Source organism: Bosea sp. 29B, from assembly GCF_902506165.1.
In the GTDB taxonomy this organism is placed as follows: Bacteria; Pseudomonadota; Alphaproteobacteria; order Rhizobiales; family Beijerinckiaceae; genus Allobosea.
The window spans coordinates 4884235-4904643 of the sequence record NZ_LR733817.1 but is presented as its reverse complement, the minus strand read 5'-3'; the positions used below and the strand labels follow the sequence as shown (position 1 = coordinate 4904643).

At 66.7% G+C, this 20409-nt stretch carries 20 protein-coding genes; 12 read left to right on the top strand and 8 right to left on the bottom strand.

Annotated features, from left to right (window positions below; genetic code table 11):
* Positions 1–108 precede the first annotated feature (108 nt).
* Together GV161_RS23805 and GV161_RS23800 are read left to right on the top strand one after the other, a co-directional pair.
* Positions 109–1002: a sugar ABC transporter permease gene (locus tag GV161_RS23805; RefSeq protein ID WP_152014401.1), complete on the top strand. Its 894-nt coding sequence runs from the start codon at positions 109–111 to the stop codon at positions 1000–1002.
* Positions 999–1892 carry a carbohydrate ABC transporter permease gene (locus GV161_RS23800; protein WP_152014400.1) on the top strand — a complete coding sequence of 298 codons (894 nt, stop codon included), beginning with the start codon at positions 999–1001 and terminating at the stop codon, positions 1890–1892. The genes GV161_RS23805 and GV161_RS23800 overlap by 4 nt, the downstream gene beginning before the upstream one ends.
* Positions 1893–2023: 131 nt before the next feature.
* Here GV161_RS23800 and GV161_RS23795 read toward each other — a convergent pair whose 3' ends face one another.
* Positions 2024–2503 (bottom strand): Lrp/AsnC family transcriptional regulator, encoded by a 480-nt coding sequence (locus GV161_RS23795; RefSeq protein WP_152014399.1) that lies wholly within the window; start codon positions 2501–2503, stop codon positions 2024–2026.
* A gap of 117 nt (positions 2504–2620) precedes the next feature.
* Between GV161_RS23795 and GV161_RS23790 the strand changes: the two genes are divergently transcribed.
* Entirely contained in the window at positions 2621–3814 is a 1194-nt protein-coding gene (locus tag GV161_RS23790; RefSeq protein ID WP_152014934.1) for a diaminopropionate ammonia-lyase, read from the top strand.
* On the top strand, positions 3814–4443 hold the full coding sequence (locus tag GV161_RS23785; protein WP_152014398.1) for a glutathione S-transferase family protein: 630 nt from the start codon (positions 3814–3816) through the stop codon (positions 4441–4443). Before GV161_RS23790 ends, GV161_RS23785 begins: the two co-directional genes overlap by 1 nt.
* A 174-nt stretch (positions 4444–4617) precedes the next feature.
* Here GV161_RS23785 and GV161_RS23780 read toward each other — a convergent pair whose 3' ends face one another.
* Positions 4618–5247, bottom strand: a complete 630-nt coding sequence (locus GV161_RS23780) for an FMN-binding negative transcriptional regulator (RefSeq protein WP_152014397.1) — start codon at positions 5245–5247, stop codon at positions 4618–4620.
* A gap of 50 nt (positions 5248–5297) precedes the next feature.
* Between GV161_RS23780 and GV161_RS23775 the strand changes: the two genes are divergently transcribed.
* Positions 5298–6764, top strand: a complete 1467-nt coding sequence (locus GV161_RS23775) for a PLP-dependent aminotransferase family protein (RefSeq protein WP_152014396.1) — start codon at positions 5298–5300, stop codon at positions 6762–6764.
* A 3-nt stretch (positions 6765–6767) separates the two neighbouring features.
* Here the strand turns inward: GV161_RS23775 and GV161_RS23770 are convergent, their stop codons facing one another.
* From GV161_RS23770 to GV161_RS23760, 3 genes are all read right to left on the bottom strand, one after another.
* Positions 6768–7568: an aldolase gene (locus tag GV161_RS23770; protein ID WP_152014395.1), complete on the bottom strand. Its 801-nt coding sequence runs from the start codon at positions 7566–7568 to the stop codon at positions 6768–6770.
* A 69-nt stretch (positions 7569–7637) separates the two neighbouring features.
* Positions 7638–9032, bottom strand: coding sequence for an ATP-binding protein (locus tag GV161_RS23765; RefSeq protein ID WP_152014394.1), 1395 nt, complete (start codon positions 9030–9032; stop codon positions 7638–7640).
* Positions 9029–9793 carry a response regulator transcription factor gene (locus GV161_RS23760; protein WP_152014393.1) on the bottom strand — a complete coding sequence of 255 codons (765 nt, stop codon included), beginning with the start codon at positions 9791–9793 and terminating at the stop codon, positions 9029–9031. Before GV161_RS23760 ends, GV161_RS23765 begins: the two co-directional genes overlap by 4 nt.
* A gap of 175 nt (positions 9794–9968) precedes the next feature.
* Between GV161_RS23760 and GV161_RS23755 the strand changes: the two genes are divergently transcribed.
* From GV161_RS23755 to GV161_RS23735, 5 genes are read left to right on the top strand one after another with little or no spacing between them, the layout of a single operon-like run.
* Positions 9969–10184 carry a hypothetical protein gene (locus tag GV161_RS23755; protein ID WP_152014392.1) on the top strand — a complete coding sequence of 72 codons (216 nt, stop codon included), beginning with the start codon at positions 9969–9971 and terminating at the stop codon, positions 10182–10184.
* Positions 10185–10237: 53 nt separating this feature from the next.
* Positions 10238–11701: a TolC family protein gene (locus tag GV161_RS23750; protein WP_244624050.1), complete on the top strand. Its 1464-nt coding sequence runs from the start codon at positions 10238–10240 to the stop codon at positions 11699–11701.
* Between the two features lie 21 nt (positions 11702–11722).
* Positions 11723–13159 carry a copper oxidase gene (locus tag GV161_RS23745; RefSeq protein WP_152014391.1) on the top strand — a complete coding sequence of 479 codons (1437 nt, stop codon included), beginning with the start codon at positions 11723–11725 and terminating at the stop codon, positions 13157–13159.
* 27 nt (positions 13160–13186) lie between these two features.
* Entirely contained in the window at positions 13187–13666 is a 480-nt protein-coding gene (locus tag GV161_RS23740; protein ID WP_152014390.1) for a cupredoxin family protein, read from the top strand.
* A 22-nt stretch (positions 13667–13688) separates the two neighbouring features.
* Positions 13689–13967, top strand: coding sequence for a copper-binding protein (locus GV161_RS23735; protein WP_152014389.1), 279 nt, complete (start codon positions 13689–13691; stop codon positions 13965–13967).
* A 277-nt stretch (positions 13968–14244) separates the two neighbouring features.
* On the opposite strand, the gene GV161_RS23730 is transcribed toward GV161_RS23735, so the two are convergent.
* The 3 genes from GV161_RS23730 to GV161_RS23720 form a co-directional block, all read right to left on the bottom strand.
* On the bottom strand, positions 14245–15342 hold the full coding sequence (locus tag GV161_RS23730) for an ABC transporter ATP-binding protein (protein ID WP_152014388.1): 1098 nt from the start codon (positions 15340–15342) through the stop codon (positions 14245–14247).
* Position 15343: 1 nt separating this feature from the next.
* Complete coding sequence (locus GV161_RS23725; protein ID WP_152014387.1) at positions 15344–17062, bottom strand: iron ABC transporter permease; 1719 nt, start codon at positions 17060–17062, stop codon at positions 15344–15346.
* 152 nt (positions 17063–17214) lie between these two features.
* Complete coding sequence (locus tag GV161_RS23720) at positions 17215–18543, bottom strand: extracellular solute-binding protein (protein WP_152014386.1); 1329 nt, start codon at positions 18541–18543, stop codon at positions 17215–17217.
* 164 nt (positions 18544–18707) lie between these two features.
* Between GV161_RS23720 and GV161_RS23715 the strand changes: the two genes are divergently transcribed.
* Both GV161_RS23715 and GV161_RS23710 read left to right on the top strand, forming a co-directional pair.
* The gene (locus GV161_RS23715; protein WP_152014385.1) at positions 18708–19352 is read left to right on the top strand and encodes a DUF47 domain-containing protein; all 645 of its coding nucleotides are present in this window, start codon (positions 18708–18710) and stop codon (positions 19350–19352) included.
* 15 nt (positions 19353–19367) lie between these two features.
* Positions 19368–20381 (top strand): inorganic phosphate transporter, encoded by a 1014-nt coding sequence (locus GV161_RS23710; protein ID WP_152014384.1) that lies wholly within the window; start codon positions 19368–19370, stop codon positions 20379–20381.
* Positions 20382–20409: the final 28 nt, after the last annotated feature.

Below are 20409 nucleotides of genomic sequence, written 5' to 3'. Positions count from 1 at the left end.
GGCTCCGGCATGGATCCCGGATCGGCGCGGCTACGCCGCTTGTCCGGGATGACCCCGATTTTCTGACAGGCCGGCCGTAAGCCGCCCTTCCGCAACGATCGGCGAGTCATGCTGCTGACGCTCAAACGCAAGTACCGCGAGGAATTCCTGGCCGCGTCCTTCCTGTGGCCGTCCCTGCTGATCCTCGTCGCGCTCCTGATCTACCCGCTGATCGACGTGGTCCGCCTGAGCTTCCACGACAGCAACCTCCAGCGCGAGGTCTGGGTCGGCTTCGGCAACTACATCGCGCTCGCCAACGACCCATTGTTCTGGCGCGCCTTCTGGCAGACCGTCGTCTTCACCGTCTTCAGCGTCCTGCTGCATCTGGTGATCGGGCTCGGCCTGGCGCTGCTGCTCAACATGAATCTCGACCCGGCCTTCCGCACCGTCGCGCGCGGCCTGCTGATCGTGCCCTGGCTGCTGGCGCCGACCGTCGCGGGCATGATCTGGGTGCTGATGCTGCAGCCCTTCGGCGTGCTCAACGGACTTCTCGCCTCGCTCGGCATCATCGACGCCAACTTCACCATCTCCTGGCTCGGCGATCCCTCGACGGCGCTGGGGTCGGTGACGGCGATGAATGTCTGGCGCGCCTTCCCCTTCTTCATGGTGATGCTGCTCGCCGGCCTGCAGGCGATCCCCAAGCAGCTTTATGAGGCCGCCGAGATCGACGGCGCCTCGCTGTTCCGGCAGTTCTGGCACATCACCCTGCCGCAGCTGCGCGGCGTCATCACCACAATCGTGCTGCTCGACTCGATCTGGACGTTCCGCGCCTTCGACCCGGTCTATGTGATGACTGGCGGTGGCCCGGCGCACAGCTCGGAAGTGCTGGCGACGGCGATCTATTTCGACGGCTTCCAGAAGCTGAAGTTCGGCTACGCGTCGGCCGAGGCCGTGGTCATGTTCATCGTGCTCTTCATCGTGAGCGCCATCTATGTCCGCCGAACCATGAGCAATCAGCAATGACCGTCGCCCAGTACGGCGCTGTAGCGCACACCCGGCCCTATCTCGGCAAGATCGGCATTCGCGGGCGCGAGCGCCTGATCAACGCCGCCTCCTATCTCCTTCTGCTGATCGCGATCGCGATCGTGTTCTTCCCGCTCGCCTGGATGCTGACGGTCTCGGTCAGGCCGAACATCGAGGTGATGCGGATGCCACCGACATGGCTGCCGCAGGTGTTCACGCTCGAGGGCTACCGCAAGATCTTCGCGAGCCCGCGCTATCTCCTCGTCTTCGCCAACACGATGGTGGTCTCGCTGGTGGTGACGGCGCTGTCCCTCATCCTCGGAGCGATGGCTGCCTATGCGCTGGCGCGCTTCAAGTTCGCCGGCCAGCGCGCGGTGCTGATGTTCCTGATCACCACGCAGATGTTCCCGCTGGTGCTGCTCTGCATCCCCTATTTCCGGATCTTCATCACGCTCGGGCTCTACGACACCCGGACCTCGCTGATCGTGGTCTACCTGACCTTCACTTTGCCTTTCTGCATCCTGATGCTGCGCAGCTATTTCATCAACATTCCCCGCGACATCGAGGAAGCGGCGATGGTCGATGGCTGCTCGCGGCTGGGCGCGATCTTCAGGACGCTGGTGCCGATGTCCTATCCCGCCTTCATCGGCGCCGGACTCTACACCTTCCTGCTCGCCTGGAACGAGTTCCTGTTCGCGGTAGTGCTGATCGAATCCTGGGAGAACCGGGTGCTGACCATGGCGATCTACAGCTTGATGGCCGAGTTCGTCACCGACTGGAACACGATGATGGCCTTCTCGGTGCTGGCGAGCCTGCCTTTGGTGATGGCCTTCATCTTCCTGCAGAAATTCATGGTCCAGGGCATGACCGCAGGCGCGCTGACGTCTTAGCGGAGGCTCGCCGCCATTCCAGCTCGTCATGCTCGCCCTTGTGGCGAGCATCCACGTCTTGAACACCGCGCTCGCCGACAGAAGACGTGGATGGCCGGGACAAGCCCGACCATGACGGGAGAGGCTGCGTTTTACCCCACCGGCACGCTGAGCCCCGTCTTGACCCGGTCCATCGCGACGAAGGTGCGGAACTTGCGGATGTTGGCGTCGGCGAAGAAGAGCCGGCGGGTCAGCGCCTCATAGGCCGTCATGCTCGGCACCAGCACGACCAGCATGAAATCGACCTCGCCGGTGACGTAGTAGCATTGCTGCACCTCCGGCGCGGCGAGGAAGGCGCGCTTGGCGGCGTCGATGTCCTTCGCTGTCTCGCTGACCAATTCGACCTCGACGAAGAGCGTGATCGGATGACCGAGCGCCGCTGGCTCGACGACCGCGACATTGGCGGTGATGACGCCGTCCTTCTCCATCCGGCGGATGCGACGCTGCACGGCCGGCGCCGAGAGGTTGACCTTCTCGCCGATCACACGCTGCGGCGTCGTGTTGTCCTGCTGCAGGATGGCGAGGATCGCCCGGTCGAAAGCGTCGAGGGTGGAGGCGGACGTTTCACGCAAGCGCAGCTCCAGGGGCAATGATTATGAAACAAACTTGCAAGGCTGACGAGTGATTGCAGCGCCTTTTTCGTGACGCTTGCAATATCTCTTCACCTGGACATCTCAATGAGGCAAGCCGTGCTCCTGCTCAACCAGCTCCCGGACTTCCGCCAGCCGCTCCACCCGGTCGATGCGCAGACACTCGGCCCCACCGGCGCCGACGCGATCGAGCGGCATCTCGCAGGCAGGGCCGAGCACGTACCGACGCCGCTTTGTGCCCTGCCCAGCCTTGCCGCCGCGCTCGGCATCGGCGCGCTGCATCTCAAGGACGAAGGCCAGCGGCTCGGCCTCGGCAGCTTCAAGGCTCTGGGCGGCGCCTATGCCGTGACGCGCCTGGTGCTGGAGGCAGCAGCTGAGCGGCTCGGACGAACCCTCGCCGAAGCCGACCTGACCTCGCCTGAGGTTCGCGAGATCGCGGCCGGGATGATCTTCGCCTGCGCCACCGACGGCAATCACGGCCGCTCGGTCGCGCAGGGGGCGCAGCTCGTCGGCGCGCGCTCGGTGATCTTCATTCATGGCGGCGTCAGCGAGCCGCGCGCCGCGGCGATCGCCCGCTTCGGAGCGGAGATCGTTCGTGTCCCTGGCACCTATGACGATTCCATCGTCGAGGCCGCCCGCGTCGCCGATGAGCAGGGCTGGACCACCGTCTCCGACACCTCCTGGAACGGTTATGAGCGCATCCCCGGCCTCGTCATGCAGGGCTACACCGCCATCATCCGCGAAGCCCTGCGCCAGTTGCCGGAGCCGCCGACCCACGTCTTCGTCCAGGCCGGTGTCGGCGGCATCGCTGCGGCGATCGCGGCACAGCTGTCGCTGGTTCTTGGCGACAAGCGGCCGCTTTTCACCGTGGTCGATCCGGCCCGCGCCGCCTGCCTGTTCGAGAGCGCCCGCGCCGGGCAGCCGACCAAGATCGCCCATGGCGCACCGACGGTGATGGCGATGCTGGAATGCTACGACCCCTCGCCGCTGGCCTGGCGCGTGCTGTCGCGCACGGCCGACGCCTTCATGACGGTCGAGGACGAAATCGCGGTCGAGGCGATGAACCGGCTGGCACGCCCGGCCGGCAGCGATCCGGCCATCGTCGCCGGCGAGAGCGGCGCGGCAGGGTTCGCCGGGCTGCTCGCGGCGCTGCGCGATCCGCAGGCGCGCACGGCGCTGAAGCTCGACGCGTCCTCGCGCGCCTTCGCCGTCGTCACCGAGGGCGCGACCGATCCGGAGCGCTATGCCGAACTGGTCGGGCTGACGCCGGCCGAAGTCGCCGGGACGGCGTGATGTCGGGCAAGCTCACGCTGCTCTACCAGAGCCACTCGCCCTATGCCCGCAAGGTGCTGGTCTGCGCGCATGAGCTCGGGTTGGTCGACCGTCTCGAAGTGATCCACCATGAGACCAGTCCGACCAACCGCAACGATGCCGTCTTCGCTCGGAACCCGCTCGGCAAGGTGCCGGTGCTGCTGACGCCCGATGCCGGCGCCCTCTTCGATTCCGTGGTGATCTGCGACTATCTCGACCGGCTCGCCGGTGAGGGCTCGCTGATCCCGCGCGAGGGGCCGGCGCGCTATGAAGCGCTGCGGCTGCAGGCACTAGCGCAAGGGCTGTGCGATGCCGGCATCGCCGTGCGCTGGGAGACCGAGCGCCGGCCGGAAGCGCAACGCTATCCGCCGCTCGCCGAGGGGCAAACGACCAAGCTGCTCGAAGCCTATGACTATCTGGAAACGCAGGTCGATCTCGACGGGCCGGTGACCGTCGGGCAGATCGGGCTCGCGACTGCGCTCGCCTGGCTGAGCTTCCGGCGCCTGCCAGATTTCCGCGCGCGGGCACCAAGGCTCGCCGGCTGGTATGACCGCTTCAACCAGCGCCCGTCGATGCGCGCCACGCCCTATGAGGGCGAGACGCAGGACTGATCGTCAATTTGGCGCCGAGCCACGCCGTCATTCCGGGACTTCGCGCAGCGAAGGGCCCGGAACCCAGAGCCGATGCCGGTTGTCATGATTGCGCGGCGGGTTGAGCTCCTCCGGGGATGACATCGGTTCTGGGTTCCGGGCTCAGGCCTTCGGCCTGCCCCGGAAAGACAGCCGTCAGCCTTCGGTCGGCACCATCGCTGCGACGACCAGATCGCTGGGGCGTTCACTCGCTCCCAGCCCCTCGGCAACGCCAACACGATCGGCCAGCGGGCGGTTCTGGCTCATCTTGCGCTTGCCTTCGAGCCGGGTGATCGGGATGCGCAGGCCGACGATGCCGCGCAGCTGCGCTTGCACGAAGGCGGGCGGCGCGTCATCGACCGCCCAGGGCTGCGCCCGGGTGCCCTCATGCAGATTGGTCAGGCGCGTGACCGCGTCGAGCAGACGCTCGGGATCGTCGAAGAACTCGGCCTGGCCATAGGCATGCACCGCCTGGTAGTTCCAGGTCGGCACGACCTTGCCGGTCTCGCGCTTGGTCTCGTACCAGGACGGCGTGACATAGGCATCGGGGCCATTGAACAGGACCATGGCCTCACCGATCGCCGCCTTCTGCCATTGCGGATTGGCACGGGCGAGATGGCCATGGAGCACGCCGAACTCGCCCTCCTCCTCCGCCAGGATTAGCGGCAGCGGCGTCGCGAGCAACCCCTCGGCCGTGGCCGTGACGAGGGTAGCGAGCCGGCAGGCGCGCATCATCGCGTGGATCTCGGCGCGGTCGTCGACGCGGAAGGCCGGCGGCGTGTACATGGAACAGGTCTCCTTGCGAGCGCCGTCGTCATGCCGCTAATCTGGACTGCATGAAACGACCAGTTTCGAGCATTCCAACTGGACCAGTCGAAAGCGAGATCGGTGCCCAACGCCGGGTCATCGCGGCGATCAAGCGCGAGATCGCGGCCGGTGTCCATGCACCCGGCTCGCGCCTGCCGTCGACGCGGGCGCTTGCGGCCGAATGGGGATTGTCGCGCACCACCGTCACCGCCGCCTTCGAGCAATTGGCGGCCGAGGGCTATCTCGAAACGAAGGCTGGCGCACGGGCTCGGGTGGCAGCTGGGTTGGCTCAGGCGGAGTCGGCAGCGAGAGACACTCCTTCGCCTCGCACGACCGAGCTCTCAGCTTATGGCCGACGGCTGGCGGCCGCCGCGCCGATTCCGTGGAACCCGCAGCCCTTCGCGCTCGATTTCCGCTACGGCGAGCTCGCCGGCGGCGATTTCCCGACATTGGCCTGGCGGCGGGCGCTGGCCAATGCCGTGACCAAGCGGCCGGCCCGCTTGCGCTATGGCGATCCGCGCGGCTTGCCAGAGCTGCGCGCTGCGCTGCAGGGCTATCTCTGGCGCGGCCGCGGCCTGCGTTGCGAGATCGACGACATCCTCGTCGTCAACGGCTCGCAGCAGGGCTTCGATCTCTGTACAAGGCTGCTGCTCGATCCCGGCGACCGCGTCGTCATCGAGGACCCCGGCTACAATCTGGCGCGCCAGGCCTTCCTGGCGGCAGGCGCCGAGCTTTCGCCGCAGCCGGTCGATCGCGAAGGCATGCAGACCGCTACGTTGCCGCCGGCACGGCTCGCCTTCGTCACGCCCTCGCATCAATTGCCGCTCGGCAGCATCCTCTCGGCGCCGCGCCGGCAGGAATTGCTGGCATGGGCGGCGCGCCATCGCGCTTTCGTCATCGAGGACGATTACGACGCCGAATATCGCCATGGCGTCGGCCCGGTGCCACCGCTGCGCTCGCTCGACCAGGCCGGCAGCGTGATCTATCTGGGCACGGTCTCGAAGACGCTCTCACCGACCTTGCGGCTCGGTTATCTCGTGCTGCCACCGGCGCTGCGCGAGATCTTCGCGCGGGCCAAGCGCATGGTCGACCGCCACACGCCCGAGCTGGAGCAGGCTGCTCTCGCCGAATTGATCGCAAGCGGCGCCTATGAGCGGCATGTCCGCCGCATCCGCCGCCGCAATGGCGAGCGGCGGGTCACCCTGCTGAAAGCCCTGCGCGAGCGGCTCGGCGAGCGCGTCGCGATTGCCGGCACCGATGCCGGCCTGCATGTCCTCGCCTGGATCAACGGGCTGCCGCAATCGCGCGAGAGCGAGCTGACGGAGCGGGCAGCTGCGGTGGCGCTCGGCCTCTATGGCATCAGCGGGCTCTATGACCGGCCTGATGATCCCGAGCGCCGTGCCGGCCTCGTCATCGGCTATGCCGCGCTCGATGAGGCGCAGATCACCGCCGGCATCGCGCGGCTGGATGGCTTGCTGTTGGAGCTGGGCTCCTAGCCCTCAATCCCGATAGACAGGTTCCTCGGCGTCGAGCTGGCGGCGGATCGAGGCCAGGTGCAGGCGCGCCGATTCCGGATCGCCCTCGCGCATCTGCCGATAGGCCGCCTCGGCGATCTCGGGCTTCACCGGCAGCACCTGGCGGCCGGTCGAGAGCGCCAGGGTCTGCACCTCGCAGGCACGCTCGAGATAATAGAGATCGTCCCAGGCCTCGGCGATGTTGGGGCCGAGCACCATGACACCGTGATGCTTCATGAAGACGATGTCGGCGTCGCCGACTGCGCCGGCGATGCGGTCGCCCTCGCGCTCGTCGAGCGCCAAGCCGTTATAGTCGCGGTCGAATGCCGTGCGGCCATAGAACTTCAGCGCCGTCTGCCCGGCAAAGATCAGCGGATCGCCTTCGGTCATCGAGAGCGCCGTCGCATAGGGCATATGAGTATGGAAGGCGACGCGGGCGCGCGGCAGGTTCTTGTGAACGCGGGCGTGGATGTAGAAGGCGGTCGCTTCGGGCTGGCCCTCGCCGGCGACGACATTGCCGTGGAAGTCGCAGATCAGCAGCTTGGAGGCGGTGAGCTCGCGGAAGGCCCAGCCATAGGGATTGACGATGAAGAGATCGTCATAGCCCGGCACCAGCGCCGAGAAATGGTTGCAGATGCCCTCCTCGAAGCCATAGCGCGCCGCCATACGGAAGCAGGCGGCGAGATCGCGCCGAGCCTCCCAGACCGCGTCGGAATCGAGGTTCGGTTGGTTCAGGCCAGCGGAGACGGCTGCCGGCGTCGCGCCGGCCTTGAGGGAGTGTGCCATGGCACCAGTCTAGGGCTGCTCCGAAGCGAGGCAAGCGAGCTGCCCTGCGCCTGGCGAAGAGGCCGGCGGTCATCCCCGCATATCGGGCGCGGGCCCGGCCGTCCGATCGAGTTTCGGCAGCAGCAGCGTCAAGCGCAAGCCGCCCTCGGCCCGGTTCTCCAGCGTGATCGAGCCGTCATGCGAGCGGGCGATGGCCAGCGCGATGGTGAGGCCGAGGCCCGAACCGCCGGTCTGACGGCCACGCGATTCCTCCAGCCGCACGAAGGGATGGAACACTCGTTCCCGATCGGCCTCGGCGATGCCCGGCCCCTCATCCTCGACGAGGACGGCGAAGCTCTCGCCAGCTTCGGCGATGGTGACCTTCGCAGCCTCACCGTATTTCACCGCGTTACCGATGATATTGGAGGCCGCACGCTTCAGGGAGAGCACCCTGCCCTGGACCGGAGCGGAGTTCAGCCCGACCAGCGAGACGCGGTGGCCCTGATCGACATGCTCGTCGACAATCGTCTCGATCACCGAGGCGAGATCGACCGGGCGCAGTGGCTCGCTCGAGGTGCCGCCGCGCAGATAGTCCAGGGTCGAGTCGATCATCGCTTCCATCTCGCCGAGATCGGCGTCGATCAGGCTGCGGGTTGCCTCGTCTTCCAGGAATTCGGACCGGAGCCTGAGGCGCGTGATCGGCGTGCGCAAATCATGCGAGACCGCGGCCATAGCCTGCATGCGCTCGGTGACCAGATTTCGGATGCGCTCGCGCATCGTGTTGAAGGCGCGCGCGGCGCGGCGCACCTCGACAGGCCCGGTTTCGGGAAGGGGTTGGAGAACCTGGTCGAGGCTGAAGCGCTCAGCCGCTAAAGCGAGATCGCGCAGGGGCCGCGTCGCCCAGCGCAGCAACAGCAGCGCAACGACGACGATGGCGACGGCGAAGCAGATCATGATCGCCGTCAGGCCCCAGTCGAGATGCTGCGAGGCGCCTAGCGCTGACGACGAGAAATTGACCCAGGAGCCGTCGTCGAGCCGGACCGAGACCAGCATCATGTGCTTGTAGGCATTGGCCTCGCCGGCGCCGAGGGCACCGTCGTCGGCGAAACCAACCCGGAAGGATTCCGCCGCCAGCTCCGGAGCGAGTTCCTTGAGCCGCGCCTCCATCGCGCGGGTCCGCTCGGTCATCGGCGCCGTGCCGAGCACCAGGCTGACCTTGCTCCAATGCACTTCCAGGCTGGCGCTCGACAGGTCATGCGCGACGCGGTCGCGTTCCGGCGCCTGCGGCAGGCTCGCGATCGCCCGCTTGATCGAGACGATACGCTCGGCGAGGCCGCGGTCCTGGCCTGCGGTCGCGAGGTTCTCGACGCCGACGCGATAGGCCCAATAGCCGAGCAGATGGAAGGCGAGCAGCGCTGCGACCAATATGAGGATGGCGCGGCTGGCGACGGTATCGGGCCAGAGCCGCTTGGCGAGGTGCGTCAAGCGGGCAGTCCTTGCTGATGGTCGACCTGCGAGGCGAACAGGTAGCCGGCGCCGCGGACCGTCTTGATCAACTGCCCACCCCGGCTGTCAGCCTCGAGCTTACGGCGCAGGCGGCTGATCTGGACGTCGATGGTGCGGTCGAAGGGATCGTCGCTCATCCTTGCCTTGGCGAACTGCATCAGTGCCTCGCGCGACAGCACCCGGTTGGCATGCTCGACGAAGGCGACGAGCAGGTCGAACTCGCCGGTCGAGAGGTCGATCAGCGTCCCCGAGGGTGACTGCAATTCGCGCCGCCGCAGATCCATGCGCCAGCCATCGAAGCTCACGACCGCATTCGACTGCGCGGCGGCGGTGCCCTGCCCTGCCCTTGCCCGGCGCAGCAATGCCCGGATCCGGGCCAGCAATTCCCGCGGGCTGAACGGCTTGGTGACGTAGTCGTCCGCCCCGCCCTCCAGACCGGTGATGCGATCGCTCTCCTCGGTCCGCGCCGTCAGCATCACGATCGGCACCTGCGAGGTGGCGCGCACGTCGCGGCAGAGCTCCACGCCGGAGCGCCCGGGCAGCATCAGGTCGAGCACGATCAGGTCGATGGCGCTATGCGCCAGCGCCTCCAGCATGGCTCGCCCGTCCGGTGCGCCGGTAACCTGATAGCCGTGCCGCTGCAGGAAGCGCGCGACGAGCAGCCTGATCTGCGGATCGTCGTCGACCACCAGGATATGGCCGTGGTCGTCGACGGTCGTCGCGACGGGAGCCTGCTCCATCTCTGGCTGTGCTTCGGTTGGAATGTCCGTGTCCCCGCGAGCGGGCTCCTGTCATCTCGCCAGCACAATAGCGCGCTCGCGGGCCAACCGCCCGCACCGCTTTGAAACAATTTGTAACGGACGCCCGCGAAAGGCCGCTGCTACCCCTGCTGCATCGAAACAGGGGAGCCGAGTCGTGAGGTTGGTGAAGGTGCCGTTGCTGATGGCGGTTGGTCTGGCGCTGGGCGCCTGCGCCGCAACGATCCCGGACCATCTGGCGCGGCCGGCCGATCCGAACGCCCGCGTTCCTGCTGTCGGCTATCGCAGCGTGACGGCCGGCGCCGCGAGCTTCCGCCCGGCCGAGCCCAAGGATTGGCACGAGCTGAACCGCCAGGTCGGGCCGAAATCATGACGCTGCCCGTCCAACCGATCACTTCGCTTGCTCCGTCGCTTGAAAGGCCGACCTTGATCGCTCCGACCATGCCGAATGCCCGCCGCATGCTGCGCTGGGGCCTGCTCGCCGGCACGACAGCGCTGCTCGGCGGCTGTGCCGGCTTCTCGCCCGATGGCGGGATGGCGCCGATCCAGGCCGCGACTTACGCCGATATCGGCAAGGACGTGGTCAAGATCGGCGACGACAGGATAGCGCTCACGGCGAAGGCGCGGATCGACCAGCTCCTGCGCAAGCCGCTGACCGCCGACAGCGCCGTCCAGGTCGCGCTGCTCGGCAATCGCGGGCTGCAAGCGTCCTTCAACGAGCTCGGCATTGCCGAGGCGCAGATGGTCGCCGCCAGCCTGCCGCCCAATCCGCGCTTCGGCATCTCCAAGCTCTCCGGCCGCTTCGAGGTCGAGGTCGAGCGCCAGATCGTCGGCAGCCTGCTCGCGCTCATCACCTTGCCGGCGAGGGCCGAGATCGCTGGCGATCGCTTCAAGACCGCGCAATTGCGCGCGATCGAAGCGGTGCTTCGGCTCGCTGCCGATGCCCGCCGCCAGTACTACCGGGCCGCCGCCGCCAATGCCCAGGTCGCCTTCTACCAGGAGGCCAAGAACTCCGCCGACGCCGCTTCCGAACTGTTCAAACGGCTCGGCGAGTCCGGCGGCGTCAACAAGATCGACCAGGCGCGCGAGTTCGCCTTCGAGGCCGAATTGACGGTTCAGCTCGCCCAGGCGCGCCAGCAGCAACGCCAGGAGCGCGAGCGGCTCATTCGCCAGCTCGGGCTCTGGGGTGACGACCTGAAATTCCGGCTCGGCAGCTTGCCTCCGCTGCCGCGGCTGCAATCGGTCAAGGCGATCGAGGCCGAGGCGCTGCGCAAGCGCATCGACATCCAGATTGCGCGGGCCGAGCTCGACACGCTGGCGAAGTCGCTCGGCCTCGCCAATGCGACGCGCTTCGTAGACGATATCGACCTGCTCGGGCGCCGCACCTATGACCGCAGCCGCAGCATCGACGACCATGGCCATGTCGAGCGCGAATCCAGCCGCAGCAGGACGCTGGAGCTGGAGATCGACATCCCGATCTACGATTTCGGCCAGTCCAAGGTCGCGCTCGCCGAGCAGACCTACATGCAAGCCGCCAACAGGCTGGCGGAAAAGGCGGTCAATGCCCGCTCCGAGGCGCGCGAGGCCTATACCGCCTACCGCGCCAACTACGACATCACCCGGCAATACCAGAACAATGTCCTGCCGCTGCGCAAGATCATCCAGGAGCAGTCGCTGCTGCACTACAGCGGCATGCTCAACGACGTGACCGACCTGATCACCGATGCCCGCAACCGCATCCTCTCGAATGTCGCGGCGATCAATGCCCGGCGCGATTTCTGGATCGCTCATACCGACTTCAAGCACGCGCTGATCGGTGGCGGCAGCGGAGGCGGAGGCGCGGCCACGGTCGCCGCTGCAGGCGGCGGCGATGCCGGCGGCGGGCACTGAGCGGGCGGAAGGAGCGGAACAATGACCACGCTATCGCGCAGAGGCTTCATCGGCTCGTCCGGGCTCGTCCTGGCCGGAGCAACCGCAGTGTCGGGACGCACAGCCTTCGCCGCTGTGCCGGAGGCACCCACCATGGCCGAGGCGACGACGCAGGCGCCTCTGGTTCCGACGACGGGGCCGGATTACCAGCCGGTTGCGACCCTGAACGGCTGGTCGCTGCCCTGGCGCATGAACGGCGACTGGAAGGAGTTCCATCTCGTCGCCGAGCCGGTGGTGCGTGAGTTCGCCCCCGGCATGAAGGGCTATCTCTGGGGCTATAACGGCCAGTCGCCGGGGCCGACGATCGAGGCGGTCGAGGGCGACAAGGTCCGCATCTACGTCACCAACAAGCTGCCGGAGAGCACGGCGGTGCACTGGCACGGCCAGCGCCTGCCCAATGGCATGGACGGCGTCGGCGGTTTGACGCAGCCGCATATCCCGCCGGGCAAGACCTTCGTCTACGAGTTCCAGCTGCGGCGCTCGGGCACCTACATGTACCACCCGCACTCGGACGAAATGGTCCAGATGGCTATGGGCATGATGGGTTTCTTCGTCGTCCATCCGAAGGACCCGGCCTTCCGCCGTGTCGACCGCGACTTCGTCTTCCTGCTCAACGCCTTCGACATCGAGCCCGGCTCCTATGTGCCGCGCGTCGCCGAGATGACCGAGTTCAACATGTGGTGCTGGAACAGCCGCGTGTTCCCGGGCATCGACCCGCTCGTCGTCGGCAAGAACGACAAGGTCAGGATCCGCTTCGGCAACCTGACCATGACCAACCACCCGATCCACATGCACGGCTACGAGTTCAAGGTCTCGTGCACGGATGGCGGCTGGGTCGATCCGGCGGCGGCCTGGGACGAGGTCTCGATCGACTGCGCCGTCGGCCAGATGCGCGCCTTCGACTTCGTCGCCGACGAGCTCGGCGACTGGGCGATCCATTGCCACAAATCGCATCACACCATGAATGCGATGGGGCATTCGGTGAAGAACTATATCGGCGTCAACAAGAAGGACCTGGCCAAGCGCATCGCCAAGATCGCGCCCGGCTATATGCCAATGGGCTCGAACGGCATGGGCGAGATGGGCTCGATGGAGATGCCGCTCCCCGAGAATACCCTGCCGATGATGACCGGTTTCGCCCAGTTCGGCCCGGTCGAGATGGGCGGCATGTTCTCGGTGGTGAAGGTCCGCGAGGGCCTCGCCAGGAACGACTACAAGGACCCCGGCTGGTTCAAGCATCCGGAGGGAACCGTCGCCTTCGAATACAAGGGCCAGAAGCTCGCCGAGGCGCCGCGCGGCACCTCCCCCGACAGCGGCGTCGACCCGACCGAATGGCGGGTCAAGGACCCGCGCAAGCCGAGCCTCGGTCCGGACGGCAAGCCCCGGCCTGCGGCCAAGAACTCTCATTCCAATCACTGAAGACATCGATCTCAGCAGGAGAGCCTCATGACGACAGCATTCAAGCTCGCCGCGATCGCGGTTCTGTTCTCCGCCGGCACTGCCCTGGCAGGCCCCGGTGGCGCCGGCCACGGCCATGGCGACGAGACCGCCTATGGCAAGCCGGGAGACCCCAAGAAGCCGGCGCGGATCATCGCCGTGGCGATGGCCGAACGCGACGGCAAGATGTCCTTCATCCCCGACCGGATCGAGGTGCGCCGCGGCGAGCAGATCCGCTTCCAGCTGCGCAACAATGGCGAGCTCGACCATGAGCTCGTCCTGGCGACGCTGGAAGAGAACCTCAAGCACGCGGTCGAGATGCAGAAGAACCCCGACATGGAGCATGACGATCCGAACGCCAGGCGCCTTCAGCCGAAGAAGACCGGCGAGATCGTCTGGGCCTTCACCAAGGCGGGCGAATTCGACTTCTCCTGCCTGATCCCTGGTCACCGCGAAGCGGGCATGACCGGCAAGATCATCGTCAAGTAATTCTCAGAGAAAGGAGCACCCCGTGCTCAGGACGACAGCGACCCTCGCCCTTCTTCTCCTTGCCCTGCCGGCCGCAGCGCAGTCGGTCAGCGGCACCGTCACCAAGGTCGACGAACCCCAGGGCAAGCTCACCATCAATCATGGCCCGATCAAGAATCTCGACATGGACGCGATGACCATGGTGTTCCGCGCTGGCGATCCGGCCATGCTGAAAGGGTTGAAGGCCGGAACCAAGATCGAGTTCGATGCTGACCGGGTCAACGGCCAGATCACCGTCACCAAGCTCCAGAAGGCAAAGTGACCCTGCGGCCTCGGGGTGGATCACTCCGGTCCGCTCCTCTGCGTCGGGGCGGTGCCCCGGCGCTGGTTCTTCTGGGCGGGCTGTCCGCCGCGCTTGCCTCCGACGGCGATCTGCAGCGCGTCCTGCTCGAACGCGGCTGCGTCAAGCCGCGGATCGAGACGGTGCTGAGGCAGGGCTCGCTTACCGCCTACCGGGCCAATTGCCTGGGGACCTCGCACAAGGTGCTCGATGTCGTCTGCACCGAGCATGGCTGTAGCGCCGCCGCTCCTAGGCCTCCTCAGGCGGAGAGCCAGTGAAGCGCCCCCGAGGCGAGCTTCAAGCTGGCCTCGCTCCCAACCTCGAACAGCTCACGCCCGGACTGGAACGGCATGTCGACCGCAACCTCGGCGGAGCCGATCCGAGCGCCGTAGCGGACGCTCGCGCCGAGGAATTCGCGGTTGGCGATGGCGCAGGGCAAGGACAGCGCGCCGCCCTGCGAGCCGGCCCGCTCGACGAGGCTGGCATGCTGCGGACGGAAGACCAGCGCCGCACCATCGGGAACGGACACCCCCTCGCCGATCGGGAATTTCGTGCCGCCGTCGATCTCGAAGCTGCGCCCGGCGCCGCTGCCGACGACCCGCCCCTTCAGGATGTTGGCCGTGCCGAGGAAGCCGGCAACGAAGAGGTTGGCGGGGCGCTCATAGAGCTCCATCGGCGTGCCGACCTGCTGGACGATGCCGTCGTTCATCACGGCGATGCGGTCGCAGATCGAGTTCGCCTCCTCCTGGTCATGGGTAACGAAGATCGTGGTCAGGCCGAGCCGCTGCTGCAGGTCGCGCAATTCGCGCCGGACCTGCACGCGCATCTTGGCGTCGAGATTGGAGAGCGGCTCGTCGAGCAGCAGCACCTTGGGCTCGACCGCGACGGTGCGCGCCACCGCGACGCGCTGCTGCTGGCCGCCGGAAAGCTGCGAGGGCCGGCGCTCGGCGAGATGGGCGAGCCCGACGAGGCCGAGCGCCGCCTCGACCCGCCGGTCGATCTCGGCGCGCTTCACGCCGCGTTCCTCCAGCCCGAAGGCGACGTTGCGGCGCACGCTCATATGCGGCCAGAGCGCATAGGACTGGAAGACCATGCCGACATCGCGCTTCCACGGCGGCAGGCCGGAGATGTCCTGCCCGCCGATCGCGACGCGGCCGGTATCGGCGTGGTTGAAGCCGGCGATCAGCCTAAGCAGCGTGGTCTTGCCGCAGCCGGACGGACCGAGGAAGGCGAAGAATTCGCCCGGCTCGATCGCGAGGTTGACGTCCTTCAGCACATGGTTGTCGCCATAGGAGAGGTTGACGCCCTCGATCGCGACCGAGACGGCCGGCGTGGTCAGGGAGACGTTTGCGTTCATGTCAGTGGCCCATTCCCTTGGCCTTCTGGCTGCGTTCGACGATGAGGTGCGAGAGGAAGGTACAGGCGGCGACGAGCACGACCGCGACGACGCCGAGCGCCGCGCCGGGCCCGCGCCCGGCAGCCGACTGCATGAAGACATAGAGGCCATAAGCCAGCGGTGCGTCGGAATTGGACTGCACCAGCATCAACGTCGCCGAGAGCTCGACCGCCGCCGTCGCGAAGGAGGTGACGAAGCCGGCGAGGATGCCGCCCGTCATCAAGGGCACGACGATGCGGCGCACCGTGCGGGCCTTGGTGGCGCCGAGATTCTCAGCCGCCTCCTCCAGCGAGACCGAGATCTGCTGGAGCGCGGCATGGCAGGCACGCAACGCATAGGGCAAACGGCGGATCGCCAGCGCCATCACGATGGTGATCCAGAGTGCCGCCAGCGGCGTCCCGTCCGGCAGGGTGATGCCGTAGAAGGTCCTGAGATAGCCGATGCCGAGCACGACACCGGGAATGGCGAGCGCCGAGGTCGCCATCCAGTCGAGCCATTCGCGGCCGATCAGCTTGGTGCGCAGCACAAGATAGGCGATCGCGACGCCGAGCACGATGTCGATGCCGCCGGCGAGCGTGGCGTAGATCAGCGTGTTCTTGATGTAGAGCGAGCTCTCACCGAAGACGCGGCCATAATGGGCGAGCGTATAGGCGTCCGGCAGTGGCGAGAACGACCAGACCGTGGCGAAGGAGAGCAGCAGCAGCGCCAGGTGCGGCGCCAGCACCAGCGCCAGGATCAGGATGACGACGCCGTAGCCGAGCACCGCCTCATGCGGGCGCATCACCCGCCGGGCGAGTCCGCCGCCGCCGCGCTGGGTCGTGGCGTAGTCGCGCCCCTTCAGCGCCAGCGCCGAGAGCCACATCGCCAGCACCGAGGCGACGATCAGCACGACCGAGATGACGTAGCCCATCGGGTCGGCGATGCCGATCGAGGTCACCCGCAGATAGGCCTGCGGCGCCAGCATGTCCTTGACGTTGAGCAAGAGCGGCGTCGCGAGATCGTCGAAGACCTTGACGAACACCAACGAGGCGCCGGCGAGATAGCCCGGCAGCGCCAGCGGGAAGACGATGCGGCGGAACAGGCGAAAGCCGGAAGAGCCGAGATTCTGCGCGGCTTCCTCCATGGCGCGGTCGATATTGCGCAGCGCCGCCGAGAGGTTGATCAGGATGAACGGGAAATAGTGGACCGACTGGACGAAGATGACGCCGTTCAGCCCCTCCATGAAGTCGATCTTGAAGCCGAACCAGTCGTCGAGCAGCAGGTTGATCGAGCCGTTGCGGCCGAAGAAGAGCTGCATCGCCACGGCGCCGACGAAGGGCGGCATGATCAGCGGCAGGAAGCCGAGGGTCTGGACGATCGCGGCGCCCCGGAAGGCGAAACGCGTGGTGAGATAGGCGAGCGGCAGGGCGAGCACGGAGGCCCAGACCACCGACATCGCAGAGACATAGAAGGAGTTCCACAACGAGCGCATGAACAGCTCGGTGCGGACGAAATCGTAGAAATTGACCAGCGTGAAGGTCGAGGTGCCCTTCTCGGTGAAGGCGACATAGATCACCGTCGCCACCGGCAGGACCAGGAAGACGAGCAGGAAGGCCGCGATGGCGAGCGCCAGCGCGATCTGGCCGGGCGTGGCGGAGAACGCGCGAGCGCGAGGCGGAGTGGTTGCAGAAATGGCGGTCATGTCTGGCCTGATCGCTGATCAATCAAAGCACCGTCATCCCGGACAAGCGGTGAAGCCGCGCCGATCCGGGATCCATTCCTGAACCGTTCCGGAATGGATCCCGGGTCTCCGCTTCGCTACGCCCGGGATGACGGCGGAGCTTGAAAAGCCTGTCACTTCGCCGCCTTCAGCGCCTCCTCGGCCTTGGCCTTCGCCTTTGCATAGTTGTCGCGGGCGAAGCTTGCCCATTGCGCCTCGACCTCGGCCTGGCGCGCACCCTTCTCCTTGCCGCCGGTGAAGGCGGCGCGCAGCTCCGGGCTCGCGGCCTGCGCCTCGGTGACGGGGAGCGCCGCAATCAAGTTGCGCGCCTCGTCGGCGAGCGCCTTGGCCTGGGCGTTCGGCTTCTTGGCCAGCGCCGCATCGACCTCGTGCAGCGTCTTGGTGACGCCCTTCAGCGCATCGAGCTGGAAGGAGATCAGCTGGTCGAACAGCGTGTCGACCACGGCGGTGCGCGCTTCCGACTTGTCGACGTCGAAGCCGATCATCTTCTGGAAGCGCGGATCCGTGAACGGGTTCGGATAATCGGCGCCGGCCTTGGCATAGACCGCAGGGTTGACCGGCAGGCGACGGATGCCCGGCTCGAGCAGCACCTCCTGCCCGGTCGGCGAGAGCAGGAACTCGATGAAGGCCTCGGCCGCCGCCTTGTTCGGCGGGTTGGCGATGATGCCGACATTGGCCGGCACGACCGTGGTGACCGTCGGGTAGACGAACTTGACCGGGAAGCCCGAGGCCTGCGCCGAGAAGGCGAAGAAGTCAATGACGATGCCGACGCCGACCTGGCCGGAATTGACCGCCTCCGGCACGCCGAAGGAGCGCTCGGTGATCGAGTGGAAATTGCCGGACATCTCCTTGAGGGTACGCCAGCCCTTCTCCCAGCCCTCGCCCTGCAGGATGGTCTCGACGGTCAGATGCGTCGTACCCGAGCGTGCCGGCGAGGCGATCGAGACATGGCCGTAGAAGGCCGGCTTGGCGAGGTCCTGCCAGTCCTTCGGCTCGGGCAGCTTGTTGGCCTTAGCATAGCGCTCGTTCCACATGATGCCGTAGCCGGACGCGGCGAAGCCGAAATAGAAGCCGGCCGGGTCGTTGATCGGATAGGAGCCGATCTTGTCGGGGATGCCGGTCGCCTTCGGCTTGTAGGCAGAGAGCAGGCTCTTGCCTTTCAGCACCTCGAAGGCGTCGGGCGCTGAGGCCCAGAACAGGTCGACCTGATTGTTGGCCTTGGTCTCCTCGACATATTTCACGCCGGCATTGGTGTTGCGGTTCTGGACCTCCAGCGTGACACCGGGCACTGCCTTCTCGAAGGCCTTCTTGATCGGGTCGGTGACGTCCTTCGAGAACGAGGTCACGACCGTGACCTTGCCCGACGGCGCTTGCGCATGAACAGCCGAGGCGGCCAGGGCCAGTCCGAGCGCCGAGACGAGCGCGATCCTGCGTGTAAACATCCAAATCCTCCCTTTCGTCTTCTGTGCCCGCCGACGTCGAGGCCGGCGGCTGGCAAAACCGGTGAATCCGGATTGCCGTTGTCGCAAAACTGTCACAAAAGGCGCAGGCGTGTCATCCCGCTCATTTGCCGCGGGGCGGACTAAGTTGGTGAGAGGCCGTTCCGATGCTGGGCTGGTTCCAGAAGCTGCTGCCGAAGGAAGACAAGTTCTTCGTGCTGTTCGAGCGTCATGCGCAGACGCTGCAGGCGGGCGCCGCGGCGCTCGACGGCCTGCTCAGCGGGGCGACGCCGATCGAGGCCGGCTGTTCCGAGATCTTCGCCGAGGAGAACCGCGCCGACGCGATCGCCGGCGAGGTCATGCTCGAGGTCGGCCGCACCTTCATCACGCCCTTCGACCGCGGCGACATAGAGGAACTGATCGGCTCGATGGACGACGCCATCGACCAGATGCAGAAGACTGCCAAGGCGATCCGCCTGTTCGAGGTCGAGAGCTTTACGCCCTGCATGCAGGAGCTCGGCAAGACGGTCGTCGCAGCCTCGCAGAAGGTCGGCGAGCTCCTGCCGATGCTGCGCGACATCAAGAAGCACGCGGTCGGCATCGGCGCGCTCGCCAAGGAGATCGGGGCAATCGAGGAGCACTCCGACCAGCTTTACGATCAGGGCCTGAAGGAGCTGTTCAAGGCCCATCGCGGCACCGACGCCATGGGCTTCATCGTCGGCGCTGAGATCTACGACCACTTGGAAAAGGTGGTCGACCGCTTCGAGGACGTCGCCAAGCGCGTCAGCCGCATCGTGCTCGAACACCTCTGAGCGGCGCGGCCTCCTGTGGACTTCGCCAGCTTCGCCCCTGCCCTCCTCTTCCTGATCGCCGTCGCGCTGCTGTTCGATTTCCTGAACGGCCTGCATGACGCCGCCAACTCGATCGCGACCATCGTCTCGACGCGGGTGCTGGCGCCGCAATGGGCGGTGTTCTGGGCCGCCTTCTTCAACTTCATCGCCTTCCTGTTCTTCGGCCTGCACGTCGCCCAGACGGTCGGCTCCGGCATCATCCAGGCGACGATCGTCGACGACCGCGTGATCTTCGGCGCACTGACCGGCGCGATCGTCTGGAATGTCGTGACCTGGATCGCCGGCATCCCGTCGAGCTCGTCGCATGCGCTGATCGGCGGGCTGGTCGGCGCCGGCCTGTCCAAGGTCGGCCTCTCGTCGATCGTCTGGTGGGGGCTCGGCAAAACTTTCCTCGCGATCTTCATGTCGCCGGCGATCGGCTTCGCGCTGGCGCTGCTGCTGGTGCTGATCGTCTCCTGGACCTTCCTGAAGGCGGCGCCGATCAAGGTCGATTCGACCTTTCGCCTCCTGCAATTCGTCTCGGCCTCGCTCTATTCGCTCGGGCACGGCGCCAATGACGCGCAGAAGACGATGGGCATCATCGCCGTGCTGCTATTCTCGCACGGCATGATGGGCGAGACCTTCTCGGTGCCGTTCTGGGTGGTGATCTCCTGCCAGGCGGCGATGGCGCTCGGCACGCTCTGCGGCGGCTGGCGCATCGTCCACACCATGGGCTCCAAGATCACCCGCCTCTCGCCGCAACAGGGCTTCTGCGCCGAGACCGGCGGCGCCATCACCCTGTTCCTGGCGACCTATCTCGGCGTCCCCGTCTCGACCACGCACACCATCACCGGCGCGATCATCGGCGTCGGCGCGGCAAGGCGGGTCACCGCAGTGCGCTGGGGCGTCGCCCGTGGGATCGTCTTCGCCTGGATCGTCACCATGCCGGCGGCGGGCCTGATCTCGGCGCTGGCCTATGCTCTGTCAGGCTTCTTCCTGACCGGCCGTTGAGGCGCTTCCGCCTCTAGTTGGAATCACA